The following is a 15,992-nucleotide window of genomic DNA, read 5'->3' on the forward strand; positions in this document are numbered from 1 at the left end:
ATGGCCCAAATGACAATGATTCAAGCCATCACTGAAGCCCTGCGCACAGAACTTAAAAATGACGAAAACGTTCTTGTGTTCGGAGAAGACGTTGGTCTAAACGGTGGGGTTTTCCGTGCAACTGAAGGTCTTCAAAAAGAATTTGGAGAAGACCGTGTATTTGATACACCACTAGCTGAGTCTGGTATTGGTGGTCTAGCTGTTGGTCTATCTCTTGAAGGATTCCGTCCAGTTCCCGAAATCCAATTCTTTGGTTTCGTTTATGAAGTAATGGATTCTGTTAGTGGACAAATGGCACGTTACCGCTACCGTTCAGGTGGTTCCCTGAAAATGCCAATTACAATCCGTTCTCCATTCGGAGGTGGGGTTCATACTCCTGAGCTTCACGCAGATAGCTTAGAGGGATTAATGGCTCAACAACCAGGTTTAAAAGTAGTTATTCCTTCAACTCCTTACGATGCGAAAGGATTACTATTATCAGCAATTCGTGATAATGATCCAGTTATCTTCCTTGAGCATATGAAATTATATCGTTCATTCCGTCAAGAGGTGCCAGAAGAAGAGTATACGATTCCTCTTGGTAAAGCAGATGTGAAACGTGAAGGTACTGACCTATCCATCATCACTTACGGTGCAATGGTACATGAGTCACTAAAAGCTGCTGACGAACTAGAAAAAGAAGGATACTCAGTTGAAGTGGTTGACCTTCGTACAATTGCTCCTCTTGATATCCCTACTATTATCGAATCTGTTGAAAAACAGGAAGAGCTATTGTTGTTCAAGAAGCTCAAAAGCAAGCTGGTATTGCATCTGATATCGTAGCTGAAATCAACGATCGTGCAATCCTAAGCTTAGAAGCACCTGTATTACGTGTTGCAGCACCTGATACGGTCTTTGCATTCTCTCAAGCTGAGGGCGTATGGCTTCCAAATCATAAAGACGTAATAGAAACGGCTAAAAAAGTTTTAACATTCTAATGACCAAAGGAAGGGCTCTCCCTTCCTTTTATAAAAGAATTAAAGGAGGATCTACCATGTCATTTAAATTCCGACTACCTGATATCGGTGAAGGTATTCACGAAGGTGAAGTTGTAAAATGGTTTGTTAAACCTGGCGATAAAGTAGAAGAAGATGATGTACTTGCTGAAGTGCAAAACGATAAAGCGGTTGTAGAAATTCCGTCTCCTGTTGCAGGAACAGTTGAAAAACTACTAGTTGAAGAAGGAACAGTAGCTGTCGTTGGTGACGTTCTTATTGAATTTGATGCTCCAGGATATGAGGATCTAAAATTCAAAGGTGACGATCACGGGGACGAAGCGCCACCTGAAGAAGCAGTAGAAGAAGTTCAAGAAGAAGCAGCAACTGAAGCTACAGAAGTAGAAGTTGACGAAAGTCGCCGAGTAATCGCTATGCCTTCTGTACGTAAATATGCTCGTGATAAAGGTGTAGATATTCGTGCAATTGAAGGATCAGGTAAAAATGGTCGTATCGTAAAAGAAGATATCGATGCCTTTATGGATGGTGGTCAAGCTACTCAAGCTGAAGCTACACCTCAAGCTGAAACTAAAGAAGCACCTAAAGCAGAAGCTACCAAAGAAGAAACCCCTAAAGCTGCAGCAGCGGCGGTTGTACCTGAGGGTGAATTCCCAGAAACTCGTGAGAAGATGAGCGGGATCCGTAAAGCTATCGCTAAAGCTATGGTAAACTCTAAGCAAACAGCTCCTCACGTTACACTAATGGACGAAGTAGATGTTACAGCACTATGGGCTCACCGTAAGAAGTTCAAAGACGTAGCTGCAGAAAAAGGCGTTAAGTTAACGTTCTTACCGTATGTGGTTAAAGCTCTTACAAGTGCTTTACGTGAGTATCCTGTATTAAATACTTCTATTGATGATAGCAAAGATGAAATCGTTCAAAAGCATTATTACAATATTGGGATCGCAGCTGATACTGAAAAAGGTCTACTAGTACCAGTTGTAAAAAATGCTGATCGTAAATCTATGTTCTCAATTTCTAATGAAATTAACGAACTAGCTTCAAAGGCACGTGAAGGACGTCTTGCTCCTGCAGAAATGAAAGGTGCTTCATGTACGATTACAAACATCGGTTCTGCTGGTGGACAATGGTTTACTCCAGTAATTAATCATCCTGAAGTAGCTATTTTAGGAATTGGTCGAATTGCAGAAAAACCTGTAGTTAAAAATGGTGAAATTGTAGCGGCTCCTGTGTTAGCATTATCATTGAGCTTTGATCACCGTATTATTGACGGTGCAACTGCTCAAAACGCTTTAAATCACATTAAGCGTCTATTAAATGATCCAGAATTATTATTAATGGAGGGGTAATACATGGTAGTAGGAGATTTCCCAATTGAAACAGATACTCTTGTCGTTGGGGCAGGTCCTGGGGGATATGTAGCGGCGATTCGTGCAGCACAACTTGGACAAAAAGTAACGATTGTTGAAAAGGAGAACTTGGTGGAGTTTGTTTAAACGTAGGTTGTATTCCATCTAAAGCTTTAATTTCAGCAGGACACCGTTATGAAAATGCTCTTCATTCTGAAGACATGGGTATTACAGCTGAAGGCGTTAAAGTAGACTTTTCAAAAGTTCAAGCTTGGAAAGGTTCGGTTGTTAAGAAACTAACTGGTGGAGTTGAAGGTCTACTAAAAGGAAATAAAGTAGACATCGTACGCGGTGAAGCCTATTTCGTTGACAACGAAACAGTTCGTGTTATGGATGAAAATTCTGCACAAACATACAAGTTTAAAAATGCGATTATCGCAACGGGTTCTCGCCCAATTGAAATTGGTGCTTTTAAGTACTCAAAGCGCGTTCTTGATTCTACTGGTGCAATTAACCTTGACCATATTCCAGAAAGCATGGTTGTTATTGGTGGAGGTTATATTGGGACAGAGCTTGGAACTGCCTATGCAAACTTTGGAACAAAAGTAACAGTTCTTGAAGGAACGGATGAAATCCTAGGTGGATTTGAGAAGCAAATGTCTGCCATTGTTAAAAAGAACTTAAAGAAAAAAGGCGTTGAAATTGTTACAAACGCAATGGCTAAAGGTGTGGAAGAAACTGATTCAGACGTAACAGTTACGTATGAAGCAAAAGGTGAAACTCACACAGTTAAAGCTGAATACGTTTTAGTTACAGTTGGTCGCCGTCCAAATACGGATGAGCTTGGCCTTGAGCAAGCAGGAGTTGAAATGTCTGATCGCGGTGTTATCAAAATTGATAAACAATGCCGTACAAATGTTTCAAATATCTATGCAATTGGAGATATCGTAGAGGGACCTCCACTTGCCCATAAAGCTTCTTATGAAGGTAAAATTGCCGCTGAAGCAATTGCTGGTGAAAAAGCTGAAATCGACTACTTAGGAATTCCTGCGGTCGTATTCTCTGAACCAGAATTAGCTTCTGTTGGTTACACAGAAAAAGAAGCAAAAGATGAGGGCATTGAAGTGTCCGCAGCGAAATTCCCATTCGCAGCAAACGGTCGTGCACTTGCACTTAATGAAACAGATGGTTTCTTAAAGCTCGTTGCACGTAAACAAGATGGACTTTTAATTGGTGCTCAAATTGCTGGAGCAAATGCTTCTGACATGATTGCCGAGCTTGGTCTTGCCATCGAAGCTGGTATGACAGCTGAAGATGTTGCTATGACAATCCATGCTCACCCATCATTAGGTGAAATTGCAATGGAAGCTGCTGAAGTACTAATGGGTAGCCCAATTCATATTATGAAATAAATGTATGTAAAAACCGATCTCGCGTATGTGAGATCGGTTTTTTATATGGAAATCTCCTTTTCAGGAGCATATTTTATCACTTACTTTTATCTCACATGAAGAATTGCCCTGCTATTATGTGTGATAAAAGAAAGGAAAATAGTTAAGGGAGTATCATCCACTGTTGCTAGTGTTAAAGAAATCTTTACATACGAAGATTTATCTAACCCAAAAGGAATTTTGTCCAATTTGTTGAATTTCATGAGTTATAATATGATAAAGAAACTTTTTATAAGAATAATAGTGTATATCTTACCTTTTCTTTTCATTTCTACTGATTGATTACTGTTATCAGAAAATTTTTTTTGGAAAGCTCCAAGTTGTACGAATTGTATCAACTCAAAACTCTCTAACTCTTTGATTTGAACTCATTCTTATGGTTTTTCACAATACTTCCCGTCATGTGGTTGATCCAAAATGATTTAAATTCTATAACATGTTAGGGACTATGAATGTTGCATCCCATTCTACCGATTCTGACTTTTATTAACTGTAGAAGGTATATCTTCATCACACCAATCAAATTACTTGTCACTAACCTGCCAATTATAACAGAAAAGTTCTTTCACAATAGTCTTCCTAAAGTTTTTAAGGTAAAAGTAAAAGATAGGATAACTTGTCAGCTTAATAGACTTTCTAATCATACTAAATAATAGTGAGGTGAAGTGATTATGAAACTTGTGGACGGTGTATTCGAGGGAGGCGGGGTAAGAGGAATTGCTCATGTAGGGGCAGTACAAGCTATTGAAGACCAAGGCTATTCGTGGAATCGTTTGGCTGGTACTTCAGCAGGGGCGATCATCGCTGCTTTACTTGCAAGTGGATATAACGCGAAGGAATTAAGAGTCATAATGAAGGAATTAGATTATGTACGATTCTTAAAAAAGAATTGGATAAATTATGTGCCGTTTATTGGACAAGGATTGAACTTACTGTTTCATGAAGGATTTTATAAAAATACGTTTCAAGAACAGTGGTTAACGGAGAAATTAGCACATAAAAATGTGTATTCATTTAATGATTTAGAAGAATGTCAGCTTAAAATTATCGTGTCAGACATCACCAATAATAGAATGACTATTTTTCCAGATGATTTAGAGTGGTACGGAGAAACGGATGAGTTTTCGGTTGCTAAGGCCGTGACCATGAGCTGCACTATACCTATCTATTTTCAACCGATTATATGGAAAACAAAACAGTTTTCTTCCCCTAATTTAATGGTCGACGGAGGATTACTGAGTAATTTTCCAATTTGGATTTTCGATTCTCCCCATATTCCTAGATGGCCAACATTTGGTTTTCATTTTAAACGAGAAGAAACGGTTTCAAGGTATTCAAGTGGAATCTTTAGTATAGTAAAGTCATTATTATCAACGATGCTGCAAGCACATGATTATCGGCATTTAGACGAGGAAGCATTGGCAAGAACCATACTTATTCCTACTGACTCCATATCTAGTACTGATTTTGGTTTAACTGAAGGACAAAAAGAATGGTTGTATCAAGCTGGATACTCCTCTGCCTATCATTTTCTAGAAAAGTGGAATTTTCATGATTATATTACTATATTTAGAAATGAATTTATTTCCAGTAAGAAATAATCTGTTCTGATAGGAATGTATCGTTTCACAACTAAATATAGTATGGTAAAAAGACGGTAAAGAGAGTGATATCATGATAAGAGTAGCAGCTATCTCTATTCATATGCTTTTATGGAGTCTTTTTACATTAACTGAGTTCTTAACATTAGATGGAACAGTAGTAAAGTGGATCATGTTTGGCGTGTTTATTTTTATCTGTTATCGAATTAGTAGAATGTTTTCTTATAAACCAACTCATTCTGTACTATTAACGTTAGGAACATTGCTTTTTTACGAAATAGTCAAAGGATTGTTTTGGATATATTTTTCTATACTATCCGTTTAATCAATTTGACTATGATAAAATGAAAAAAGACTAAAACGTAGAAGGGTGACACAAATGAGAAAAAGAGCGGCTATTTTAACCAGTTTACTTCTACTCGTAGGCTGTCAAACTGATCAAGAGACAGAACAAAATACTATTATTGACGAGGTAGAAGATCGGGAAAGAGAGGAATCAATAGTAGAAGAACCTACTGAATCGGCGGAAGAGAAATTAGACGAGGTAGAACCAACGGAGGAAGTAGTTCAAGAGCCAACAGTGCCTCAATATAAACTTAATGAATCTAACTGGTCTATTGAGCCTATATCAGATGCAAACCCACAGGTTGTATTATTAACGATTGATGATGCTCCTGATCAACATGCATTAGACATGGCGAAAACATTAAAAGCTATGAATGCCCCAGCTATTTTCTTTGTGAATGGACATTTTCTTGATACTCCTGAAGAAAAACAGATTTTAAAAGAAATTTATGATTTAGGCTTCCCAATAGGAAACCATACGTATAGTCATAGTAATCTGAAAGATTTATCAGAAGAAAAGCAGCGAGAAGAAATCATTTCGATTAGTGACTTAGTGGAAGAAATAACCGGTGAGAGACCGAAATTTTTCAGAGCTCCTTTTGGTAGTAACACAGAATACAGTAAATCAGTTGTAGCGGAAGAAAAGATGCTGCTAATGAACTGGACATATGGATACGATTGGGAAAAAGAATATCAAACAAAAGAAGCGATTGCAGATATCATGGTAAATACTCCTTATTTAAATCATGGAGCAAATTTATTAATGCATGACCGTACTTGGACTAATGAGGGACTAGAAGATATCGTACAAGGTCTGCGCGATAAAGGCTATGAAATGGTAGACCCAAATGAAATACAAACCCCATAACAAAAAAGCACCCCCAGGGTGCTTTTTTTTATGCTTTTATAAATAGTATGGTAGATAAAAGCATTTTTTAGAAGTTGAATAATGTAAAATGATGATGGCTCCTTGAGGTGCAGGACCACTTTCTTTGGATGATTATAATGATGACTACTATGCAATGTGCTTCGGAACGCAAAGCTTTTTTACGGAATCAGACAGCGATGTTACCAAAAATTATTCTTATGCAACGAACTTAAATAATAGACCTAATTTATGGTACATTTATTTTAATGTGACATACAGTTTAGGCTTGATATTTTAAATGTGTTATATTATTATAGATTCAAAGAAAGAAATCGCTTACAAACAACACTAAACAAAGGGGTTGAAACAATGGGTACAATCGTATGTAAATCTTGTTTAGGTACCATGGAGCACTATGATGAGGAAAAAGTAACGGTTTTGTATTCTGATTGTGGATGCGGGGAAGAAGAAGAATTACAGGATTAAAGCGATTTGACAAAGGGGAATAAAAAGATGTATCCGAGGACGGATACATCTTTTTTATCGTATAGCCTGATGCTCTTTAATAACGCGTAAGTAACTTAAATCATAATCTTCGGGACCTTGAACTGGTAACCCCGCTTCAATATTTTTTTGAATGTAGTCAATGTTATCCTCGGTTATAATTTCCCCAGGTATAAAAATTGGAATGCCTGGTGGATAGACCATAATAAATTCAGCAATGATACGACCAGCTGACTCTCTTATTGGAACGACTTCTGTATCCGCATAAAAGGCATCTCTTGGTGTAACAGCTAGTAATGGGATATCTGGTAACATCACGGCAATCTCACGTTCTCCTGAATGATCAATAAAGGTAGCAGATAATTTTTGTAAGGCTTCAACCAAGATATTTGCTTCTCTCTCCGTATCACCAGGTGTTATAATACATAATAAGTTGTATAAATCTGACATTTCAACTTCGATATTATAGGTTTCTCTTAGCCATTTTTCTGCATCGAAGCCAGTAATGCCTAAATCTTTAACAGAAATTATTAATTTTGTCGGATCATAATCATAAGTAGCCTTCGTACCTAAAATTTCTTTTCCTACACAGTCAATATGGTCTATTTCATTAATGCGACTGCGCGTATTTTGTGCTAAACGAATGGCTCGATCAATTAATTCATGACCTTCCATAACTAATCTTTTTCTAGCTACATCTAATGAAGCCAGCAACAAATAAGAAGTGGAGGTAGTAGTTAGCATGCTTAAAATTGCTTGCACACGCTTCGGAGACACTAACCCGCTCTTTACATTAAGTATAGAGCTTTGAGTCATACTGCCACCTAACTTATGAACGCTAGTAGCAGCCATGTCAGCGCCTGCTTGCATCGCGGAAAGCGGTAAATCTTCATGGAAATGGATATGCACACCATGAGCTTCATCGACTAGAACTGGGACATTATAGGAATGAGCTAATTCTACAATCTCTTTTAAATTAGCAGAAATCCCAAAATAGGTAGGATTAATCACTAACACACCTTTAGCATCAGGGTGTTGAAGTAGTGCACGTTCAACTAAATCTGAAGTTATTCCGTGGGAAATACCTAAATTCTCATCAACAGAAGGATGAATGAAAATAGGAGTGGCACCTGAAAAAACAATAGCACTCATCACGGATTTGTGAACATTTCGCGGTACAATTATTTTATCCCCAGGACCACAGACACTCATTACCATAGCCATAATGGCGCCCGAGGTACCTTGAACAAGAAAAAAAAGTATGATCTGCACCAAAGGCCTCTGCTGCTAAGTCTTGTGCTTCTTTTATCATCCCTTTTGGATGATGAAGGTCATCGAGAGGACCAATGTTTATTAAATCAATAGATAATGCATTCTCACCAATAAATGCTCGGAATTCAGGGTCCATCCCTGCACCTTTTTTGTGACCCGGAATATGAAACTGAACAGGGTTCTTTTTACTGTGTTCTAACAAGCCAGTATATAACGGCGTTTTTTCTTGAGACAATCAATTCACACCTCTTTATTTAAATACATAAAATCTTTGGTAGTAAAGGGATATTGTTCCTAACTACTCCCGAGAATTATAGCATTTCTTCTTTTTTTTTACTTACATTATATTCTCCGTATATGTTTAACGCATCTTGAAGATATATAAACCTCTTTTTTAGCATGCTCACCTATATAGAATTCATAACGAAAGGATGAAAAAGTTGAACTGGTCGACTAGAGTCACAAAGGAATTAGGTATACAATACCCTATTATTCAAGGCGGTTTAGCGTACTTAGCGTATAGTAAGCTTGCATCAAGCGTTTCAAATGCTGGTGGCTTAGGTCAAATAACTGCCATGAGCTTACCTTCACCAATAGAGTTACGTGAAGAAATAAGAAAAACGAATGAATTAACAAATAAGCCATTTGGAGTTAATTTTGCGATTGGTCAGCATGGAAGACCTTTTGAGCATATGCTTGAAGCCGCTCTAGAAGAAGAAGTATCGATTGTGAGTGTTACAGGTGGAAATCCTACTGGTTTTTTTAAGCTTTTGGAAGGGACAAGTGTAAAAACTCTTGTACTTGTTGCAGGAGTAAGACAAGCAGTGAAAGCAGAGGAAATTGGTGCGGATATGGTGATGGTAGTAGGACAGGAAGGAGGAGGACATTTAGGTAAGGAAGATGTTGGTACTATGGTACTTGTGCCAAGAGTTGTAGATTCGGTATCTATACCCGTTATTGCATCTGGAGGAATAGGAGATGCAAGAGGGTTAATGGCAGCACTCTCACTTGGTGCTGAAGGAATAGAGATGGGGACTCGATTTATTGCTACGAAAGAATGTGAGCATGCCCATCCAAATTATAAAGAAGCTATACTTAAAGGTACTGAACGAGACACCGTCGTCATTAAAAGGAGTATGGGTGCACCTGGAAGAGCTATTCAAAACGCCTGGACAGATGAGATTTTACTTAAAGAAAGTGAACAAGCTTCCTACGAAACGTTAAAGGATCATATTAGCGGAAAGAGAAATCAAGATTTCATTCACCATGGTAACTTGAATGAAGGATATGGATGGGGAGGGCAAGTAATGGGTCTCATTCATGATGTTCCTTCCTGTAGTGAACTAATAGACCGGATGATATCAGATGCAGAAACACTCAGAACAAAATGGGCATCCGTGTAATTTTACTTAAAACGTGTATAGTAAAGGGTATAAGAGGTAGAAATGTAGGTGAGGAAATGGAATATCAATATCCTTTTTCTTTGGATTGGTCAAAGGATGAAGTGATAGACGTCATTAAATTTTTTGAGCTAGTCGAAAGAGCGTATGAAAAAAACGTATCCAAAGAACAATTCATGATCACATATAAACGGTTTAAAGAAATTGTTCCAAGCAAATCGGAAGAAAAGAAAATATGTAATGAATTTGAAGAGTCTAGTGGATATTCTTCTTACCATGTTGTCAAGAAAGCAAAGGAAGCAGAAGACGGTCAAAGCATTACGATGAAATGATCAAAACCACGGGAGTAGTCCCGTGGTTTTGTGTGTTTATTAGAACAGTTGAGGAATTAGAATGGGCTTATCTCAATGTTTAAGCCATTTTGTAAAGGGGTACTGTTTTTACAAATACATTATGAATAATATCATGCCACTGTTGTTCTGTTAGCTTGATGAATTCATCACGAAAAATTCGATATCCACATAAAATCTCTGCTTTCTTAACTGTTTGGAGGCGTTCAAAAAGTGTAGATAAGTCATTTGAACTCATATTATCCATACGAACAGAATCTGGCTTTGTATGATCTCCTGACCAAACAAAATCGGAAGGGATTATGGATTGAATGTTTGAAAGGTTGTCCTGTAGAGTACGTCCAAATTCTTCTTTGTTCTGTACCTCGTATATCACAGCAAACCAGATAAAAACGTGTGATTCCCATAATCCGATTTGAAAATGTGGATGCATCTTATACCCTCGTTTATTTGGTGCAAAGGCTACCCATGTATCAGCAGGGGGATTGACGGACCTGCGCGCATGCTTTGCAACGTGGTAATGTATCTCTTCTCCAACTAAGGCACTAAGTGTAGGGGCGAACTCTTGACCTAAAGCCTCTAATTTGGGGCGAATAGAAGAAACAAGGGCTTCCATTCGAGGCTCCAAACCATCTATTTTAAATATGTCGAAATCTGACTGTGAAAATGTAGTAGTAGACAATCTAACAATTCCTCCTAAGAATAATTTAGAATCATTCTAACATAATAGAGATAATTGTGGAAATATAGTGTGTGAACTCGAAGTGAAACATAGATAGACTAACGCACATTTTAGTTACATCCTATTTAAAATTTCATATGATAATGTAATACAATCAAATGAAATGAATCAAACTGCTACTTCACTTCAAATGGAACAAATATTGGAAGGAGTGTATGGAAAATGAAACAAGTGATTCAACATTCTACAAGAAAAGATTATTTTCAACAACGATTGGCTGTATTAAGATTAGAACTTGATTACGAATTAGCCGTACTATTTGAAGCAATGGAAAATAAAGATAGTGATTTAAAGTCAAAAACGAAGAAAAAGCTACTTCGAATTAGAGACGAATTAATGAGATTAAAAGCATTACAACAATAACTCCTTTTGCGGGCGAAAAGCTCGCATTTATTTTGTGAAATTTGAAGAGTAGTTACTTGAATAACCGTGCATTTTTCTATAAGCTTAAACCCATAGCATATGCACGGGAGGAAAGTACCATGACAAATTGGGAAAAGATAAATGAGCAGGCTATACAATGGATAAAAGAAGCGGGAAGCAAAATACGTGCATCATTTCTCCAGCAATTAAAAATTGAAACAAAAACAAATAGAAATGATTTAGTCACGAATATGGACAAAGAAACTGAGCAGTTTTTTAATTAAAAAAATTAATGAAGCTTATACTGACCACCGAATCTTAGGTGAAGAAGGATTTGGTGATGTTGTAGAGGATGAGAATGGAGTAATTTGGGTGATTGATCCTATTGATGGCACGATGAATTTTGTCCATCAACAGCGAAACTTTGCCATAAGTATAGGTATTTATGAAGATGGAATAGGCCAGCTTGGTTACATATATGATGTGGTTCATGATGAGTTGTATCATGCTAGAAAAGGATTTGGAGCGTTTTTAAATGATCAACGTCTCAGCCCATTAAGTGAAGTGGAAATAGAGGATGCTGTTATTGGGGTTAATGCGTTATGGGTAACCGATAACCACCGTATAAATCGTCATGTTCTTGGGCCGTTAGTTCAGAATGTACGAGGAACTAGATCGTACGGTTCTGCTGCAATGGAAATTGCTTATGTAGCTTCTGGGAGATTAGATTCATATATTACAATGAGACTCTCCCCTTGGGATTTTGCTGGAGGAAAAGTGATAGTAGAAGAAGTTGGGGGAGTTGTTACGAGCCTAACAGGTGAACCACTTACCATTACTTCAAAATCCTCTGTTTTATTTCAAAACCAGGTCTTCATCAAAAGATCTCTGAGAAATATTTAAGGTCTGTTGAATTGAATTAGATGAAAAAAGCTTCACATCATTGTGAAGCTTTTTTATGTAAAATTTTTGTTAAGATTTCTCATTATTCTCTCTACTTTTTTTCTTGGTCATAAAGCCAAAGCCCATAATAAAAATAAGGGCCACAATTGATAAAAGCACGCCAGTTAAGCTTCCTTCACTAATGAAAATTCCAATACCCATAATAGAAGCAGCTGCTAAACATGCCAATAACACAAAAATCCATTGTATATTTTTCATAATTTCCCCTCCTATCCATCATCATTGTACATCTTCTGCTTATTCTTTTCTATACAGTGTGCTATAATAATCAAGTTAATAGAATGTGTGTAGAATCACACGATATCAGGAGTGGATATTTTTTGAAAACAAGACAAGATCTTCGCAATATTGCGATTATTGCCCACGTTGACCATGGAAAAACAACATTAGTGGACGAATTATTAAAACAATCTGGAATCTTTCGTTCTAATGAGCAAGTGGAAGAACGTGCAATGGATTCCAATGATCTAGAAAGAGAACGTGGTATTACCATCTTAGCTAAAAATACTGCGATTCAATATAAAGATACAAGAATTAACATTCTTGATACACCTGGGCATGCTGACTTTGGTGGAGAAGTTGAGCGTATTATGAAAATGGTAGACGGTGTTCTACTTGTAGTAGATGCATATGAAGGATGTATGCCTCAAACACGATTTGTTTTAAAGAAAGCATTAGAGCAAAATTTAACACCTATAGTTGTAGTCAACAAAATTGATAAAGATTCGGCACGACCGGAAGAAGTTATTGATGAAGTGCTTGAATTATTCATTGAGTTAGATGCAAACGAAGACCAGCTTGAATTCCCAGTAGTTTATGCATCTGCAATTAACGGTACAGCTAGCTTAGATTCAGACCCTGCAAACCAAGATGAGAACATGCAAGTAATCTATGATAGCATTATCGAACATATTCCAGCTCCTATTGATAATAGTGATGAAGGGTTACAATTCCAAGTAGCTTTACTTGATTATAATGATTATGTTGGACGTATTGGAATTGGACGTGTGTTCCGTGGAACAATGCGAGTAGGGCAACAAGTATCCTTAATGAAATTGGATGGTTCCGTGAAAAACTTCCGTGTAACCAAAATCTTTGGTTTCTTAGGTTTAAAGCGTGTTGAAATTGAAGAAGCAAAAGCTGGGGATTTAGTAGCCGTATCTGGAATGGAAGACATTAACGTAGGGGAAACGGTTTGTCCTGTTGATCAACAAGAAGCTCTACCAGTGTTACGTATTGATGAGCCAACATTACAAATGACTTTCTTGGTTAACAATTCTCCATTTGCAGGGCGTGAAGGTAAATGGGTAACAGCACGTAAGATTGAAGAGCGTTTATTACAACAGTTACAAACAGATGTAAGTTTACGAGTAGAACCAACAGATTCTCCTGATGCATGGACCGTTTCTGGTCGTGGAGAACTTCACCTTTCTATTTTAATTGAGAACATGCGTCGTGAAGGATATGAGCTACAAGTTTCGAAACCTCAAGTTATTATTCGTGAGATTGATGGGGTAAAATGTGAGCCAGTTGAGCGTGTTCAAATTGATGTTCCAGAAGAGCATACAGGATCTATTATTGAGTCATTAGGTTCTCGTAAGGGCGAAATGCTTGATATGATTAATAATGGTAGTGGACAAGTTCGCTTGATCTTCCTTGTACCGTCTCGTGGACTTATTGGATACTCTACGGAATTCATGAGTTTAACTAGAGGATTTGGAATTATTAACCACACCTTCGACAGCTACCAGCCAATGCAACAAGGTCGAGTGGGTGGACGTCACCAAGGTGTTCTTGTTTCAATGGAAACTGGAAAAGCGTCAACTTACGGTATCATGCAAGTGGAAGACCGCGGTACCATCTTTATAGAACCAGGTGTAGAGATTTATGCGGGAATGATTGTCGGAGAAAATACTCGTGAAAATGATATTACCGTAAACATCACGAAATCCAAACAAGCGACAAATGTTCGTTCTGCTAATAAGGACCAAACCGTTACCATTAAAAAACCAAGAATTATGTCTTTAGAGCAATCTTTMGAGTATTTAAATGATGACGAATATTGTGAGATTACTCCTGAAAGCATTCGTCTCCGTAAGAAAATTCTTGATAAAAATGAGCGTGAACGTGTAGCGAAGAAAAAGAAATACGCAGAACTGAACGACTAATCTCTTAGAAGGGAGGGCCACAAAGTGGAAGCGAATGTAACAGAACGCTTATCCTTTTTTGCATCTCTTTATCGAGTAGACGCAAACACAGAATTAGGAATGTGGTTACTTTATCTTACAATTGTCGCTTTAGCGATTTTAGTGTTTAAGCTAGGGTTTGCTAAAAAGCTCCCATTGTTAAAGAATGTTGTTATTTATGCATTTTTAATTTTGGGTTGTACGGTATTAACATTCCTAGGCATCTTCTTACCCATTGCCGAGGGTCTCGTCGTTGCAGCGTTAATCTTAATCATATATAAAATAAGATTACGACAAGAAAAGAAAAGTACCGAGGCTTAAATAAAAAAGGTTGACCGACTAGGTCAACCTTTTTTGTATAGCCATTTATAACTTACATATAAACTAAAGAAATACACAATATGACCTAGTCCCCAATAAGTGAATGCAACGATGTCCCATAAAGGTGGGACGGTTTTCTCAGCTAATAAAACTAAAGGAAAGTATAATGGTATGGTAGGGAGAGTAATGAGAAAGCTTGTGAATAGTGGGTGTTCACCGAACCATTTATTGCTAGATTTTTCAATTATATACAAGTATAAAATACCAATTAAAAAGGATATGATACAATGAAAAAAGAATTCGATAAATTCTGGCCACTGAATATCTCCGATGATTGGTATAAAATCAACATTTAATAATAATGTATATACTTTAACTCCAGTTAAATACTCAATCCCCTTAAGAAAGAACCCTAGAAGGAGACCTGAAATCGTCCCTATGATGATTCCTTTTCGGATCATTAAAAATCCGCTTCCTTGTTTAGTAGATGATGAAGACGATATGTTTCAGGGTCTCGATTTTCTTTTGTCTTTGTCGCAATTCGATCATTACATTCATCACATAAATAAGTATGTATCGGGCGGTTTCGTAGCTTTTTTGCCAAGGGATTTTCGTCTTGAAGTGTATCGATTCGTTCACAAATTACGCATTTTACTTTCATAGTTTCCTCCTAATTTGCATTTAACATAAGTATATCACGTGAAATACTCTTTCATAAAGTAGGAGAGTTCTACTTATATTTTACAAAGGTGTATAGTATACTGACTATAACAGCAAGAATTACAAACAAGAACTGTCTGAGATTTGGGAGGGATGGCGTTGGCAAATCGAGTGGAAGATAGGTTATCTCAAGAATTGTTTGATTGCTTTCAATCTGAAAGATTCGTTACAGTTGCGACGGTGGATAAAGATACTGGTGGTCCAGCAGTAACTAGTCTTTCATGGGTAATAGCAAAGGATGAGAAGACGCTCTATCTTGCGGTTGATAAGAAATCTAGAATGGTTGAGAATATTCAGCAGCATGCTTCAATGGCTGTGAACGTCTTAGCAAACGAAACTTCTTATACCATTACTGGTCTCTCTAAGATTAAAGAAGAGACTTTAAATGGTGTGCCGTTAAAACTAGCATTGCTGGAACTATCTGTAAAAGAAGTTAGAGATGTAATGTTTTATGGTTCAAAAATTGTCCAATATCCTGAATATGATAAAACATATGACAAAAAAGCTGCGGAAAAATTAGATATACAAGTAATGAAAGCCATGAAAGAAGCTTAATAAATAG

The 15,992-nt window shown here is 37.2% G+C and carries 15 protein-coding genes and 4 pseudogenes; 14 read left to right on the forward strand and 5 right to left on the reverse strand.

Going from position 1 to position 15,992, the window contains the following annotated elements; translation table 11 throughout:
- The 7 genes and pseudogenes from M44_RS20700 (at position 1) to M44_RS05790 (ending at position 7,095) form a co-directional block, all read left to right on the forward strand.
- A pseudogene (locus tag M44_RS20700) lies at positions 1-977 on the forward strand (alpha-ketoacid dehydrogenase subunit beta).
- 56 nt (positions 978-1,033) lie between these two features.
- Entirely contained in the window at positions 1,034-2,344 is a 1,311-nt protein-coding gene (locus tag M44_RS05765) for a dihydrolipoamide acetyltransferase family protein (RefSeq protein ID WP_010171759.1), read from the forward strand.
- Positions 2,345-2,347: 3 nt separating this feature from the next.
- Positions 2,348-3,756, forward strand: a pseudogene (gene lpdA / locus M44_RS20705) (dihydrolipoyl dehydrogenase).
- 710 nt (positions 3,757-4,466) lie between these two features.
- The gene (locus tag M44_RS05775) at positions 4,467-5,396 is read left to right on the forward strand and encodes a patatin-like phospholipase family protein (protein ID WP_010171761.1); all 930 of its coding nucleotides are present in this window, start codon (positions 4,467-4,469) and stop codon (positions 5,394-5,396) included.
- Between the two features lie 73 nt (positions 5,397-5,469).
- Complete coding sequence (locus M44_RS05780) at positions 5,470-5,721, forward strand: hypothetical protein (protein ID WP_010171763.1); 252 nt, start codon at positions 5,470-5,472, stop codon at positions 5,719-5,721.
- A 54-nt stretch (positions 5,722-5,775) separates the two neighbouring features.
- On the forward strand, positions 5,776-6,609 hold the full coding sequence (locus M44_RS05785) for a polysaccharide deacetylase family protein (RefSeq protein WP_010171765.1): 834 nt from the start codon (positions 5,776-5,778) through the stop codon (positions 6,607-6,609).
- 369 nt (positions 6,610-6,978) lie between these two features.
- Positions 6,979-7,095, forward strand: coding sequence for a GapA-binding peptide SR1P (locus M44_RS05790; protein WP_010171769.1), 117 nt, complete (start codon positions 6,979-6,981; stop codon positions 7,093-7,095).
- A gap of 54 nt (positions 7,096-7,149) precedes the next feature.
- Here the strand turns inward: M44_RS05790 and M44_RS20710 are convergent.
- Positions 7,150-8,620, reverse strand: a pseudogene (locus M44_RS20710) (aminotransferase class I/II-fold pyridoxal phosphate-dependent enzyme).
- Between the two features lie 205 nt (positions 8,621-8,825).
- On the opposite strand from M44_RS20710, the gene M44_RS05800 reads away from it, so the two are divergent.
- Positions 8,826-9,788 (forward strand): NAD(P)H-dependent flavin oxidoreductase, encoded by a 963-nt coding sequence (locus M44_RS05800; protein ID WP_010171771.1) that lies wholly within the window; start codon positions 8,826-8,828, stop codon positions 9,786-9,788.
- A gap of 56 nt (positions 9,789-9,844) precedes the next feature.
- Entirely contained in the window at positions 9,845-10,117 is a 273-nt protein-coding gene (locus tag M44_RS05805; RefSeq protein WP_029326748.1) for a UPF0223 family protein, read from the forward strand.
- Between the two features lie 79 nt (positions 10,118-10,196).
- Here M44_RS05805 and M44_RS05815 read toward each other — a convergent pair whose 3' ends face one another.
- Positions 10,197-10,817 carry a YktB family protein gene (locus tag M44_RS05815; protein WP_010171775.1) on the reverse strand — a complete coding sequence of 207 codons (621 nt, stop codon included), beginning with the start codon at positions 10,815-10,817 and terminating at the stop codon, positions 10,197-10,199.
- A gap of 222 nt (positions 10,818-11,039) precedes the next feature.
- Between M44_RS05815 and M44_RS05820 the strand changes: the two genes are divergently transcribed.
- Together M44_RS05820 and M44_RS20715 are read left to right on the forward strand one after the other, a co-directional pair.
- Positions 11,040-11,240 carry a hypothetical protein gene (locus M44_RS05820; RefSeq protein ID WP_010171777.1) on the forward strand — a complete coding sequence of 67 codons (201 nt, stop codon included), beginning with the start codon at positions 11,040-11,042 and terminating at the stop codon, positions 11,238-11,240.
- Between the two features lie 119 nt (positions 11,241-11,359).
- A pseudogene (locus M44_RS20715) lies at positions 11,360-12,163 on the forward strand (inositol monophosphatase family protein).
- 49 nt (positions 12,164-12,212) lie between these two features.
- Here the strand turns inward: M44_RS20715 and M44_RS05830 are convergent.
- Complete coding sequence (locus M44_RS05830) at positions 12,213-12,401, reverse strand: YlaF family protein (RefSeq protein ID WP_010171779.1); 189 nt, start codon at positions 12,399-12,401, stop codon at positions 12,213-12,215.
- Positions 12,402-12,523: 122 nt separating this feature from the next.
- Here M44_RS05830 and typA point away from each other — a divergent pair, with 122 nt between their 5' ends.
- Positions 12,524-14,371, forward strand: coding sequence for a translational GTPase TypA (typA, locus tag M44_RS05835; RefSeq protein ID WP_010171781.1), 1,848 nt, complete (start codon positions 12,524-12,526; stop codon positions 14,369-14,371).
- Positions 14,372-14,395: 24 nt separating this feature from the next.
- Complete coding sequence (locus tag M44_RS05840) at positions 14,396-14,710, forward strand: YlaH-like family protein (RefSeq protein ID WP_010171784.1); 315 nt, start codon at positions 14,396-14,398, stop codon at positions 14,708-14,710.
- A 23-nt stretch (positions 14,711-14,733) separates the two neighbouring features.
- Here M44_RS05840 and M44_RS05845 read toward each other — a convergent pair whose 3' ends face one another.
- A complete protein-coding gene (locus tag M44_RS05845) occupies positions 14,734-15,171 on the reverse strand; it encodes a hypothetical protein (protein ID WP_010171786.1) in 438 nt (145 codons plus the stop codon).
- Positions 15,171-15,371, reverse strand: a complete 201-nt coding sequence (locus M44_RS05850; RefSeq protein WP_010171788.1) for a YlaI family protein — start codon at positions 15,369-15,371, stop codon at positions 15,171-15,173. Before M44_RS05850 ends, M44_RS05845 begins: the two co-directional genes overlap by 1 nt.
- A gap of 158 nt (positions 15,372-15,529) precedes the next feature.
- Here M44_RS05850 and M44_RS05855 point away from each other — a divergent pair, with 158 nt between their 5' ends.
- Positions 15,530-15,985 (forward strand): pyridoxamine 5'-phosphate oxidase family protein, encoded by a 456-nt coding sequence (locus tag M44_RS05855; protein WP_029326749.1) that lies wholly within the window; start codon positions 15,530-15,532, stop codon positions 15,983-15,985.
- Positions 15,986-15,992 lie beyond the last annotated feature (7 nt).

Origin of the sequence: Bacillus coahuilensis m4-4, from assembly GCF_000171615.1 — a bacterium.
Lineage (GTDB): Bacteria > Bacillota > Bacilli > Bacillales > Bacillaceae_K > Bacillus_T > Bacillus_T coahuilensis.

What these genes read in the sequence shown, in the direction of transcription:
- M44_RS05765 (WP_010171759.1), top strand. Translation starts at nt 1,034, where the DNA reads ATGTCATTTAAATTCCGACTACCTGATATCGGTGAAGGTATTCACGAA.
- M44_RS05790 (WP_010171769.1), top strand. Translation starts at nt 6,979, where the DNA reads ATGGGTACAATCGTATGTAAATCTTGTTTAGGTACCATGGAGCACTAT.
- M44_RS05785 (WP_010171765.1), top strand. Translation starts at nt 5,776, where the DNA reads ATGAGAAAAAGAGCGGCTATTTTAACCAGTTTACTTCTACTCGTAGGC.
- M44_RS05845 (WP_010171786.1), bottom strand. Translation starts at nt 15,171, where the DNA reads ATGATCCGAAAAGGAATCATCATAGGGACGATTTCAGGTCTCCTTCTA.
- M44_RS05830 (WP_010171779.1), bottom strand. Translation starts at nt 12,401, where the DNA reads ATGAAAAATATACAATGGATTTTTGTGTTATTGGCATGTTTAGCAGCT.
- M44_RS05820 (WP_010171777.1), top strand. Translation starts at nt 11,040, where the DNA reads ATGAAACAAGTGATTCAACATTCTACAAGAAAAGATTATTTTCAACAA.
- M44_RS05805 (WP_029326748.1), top strand. Translation starts at nt 9,845, where the DNA reads ATGGAATATCAATATCCTTTTTCTTTGGATTGGTCAAAGGATGAAGTG.
- M44_RS05850 (WP_010171788.1), bottom strand. Translation starts at nt 15,371, where the DNA reads ATGAAAGTAAAATGCGTAATTTGTGAACGAATCGATACACTTCAAGAC.
- M44_RS05775 (WP_010171761.1), top strand. Translation starts at nt 4,467, where the DNA reads ATGAAACTTGTGGACGGTGTATTCGAGGGAGGCGGGGTAAGAGGAATT.
- M44_RS05780 (WP_010171763.1), top strand. Translation starts at nt 5,470, where the DNA reads ATGATAAGAGTAGCAGCTATCTCTATTCATATGCTTTTATGGAGTCTT.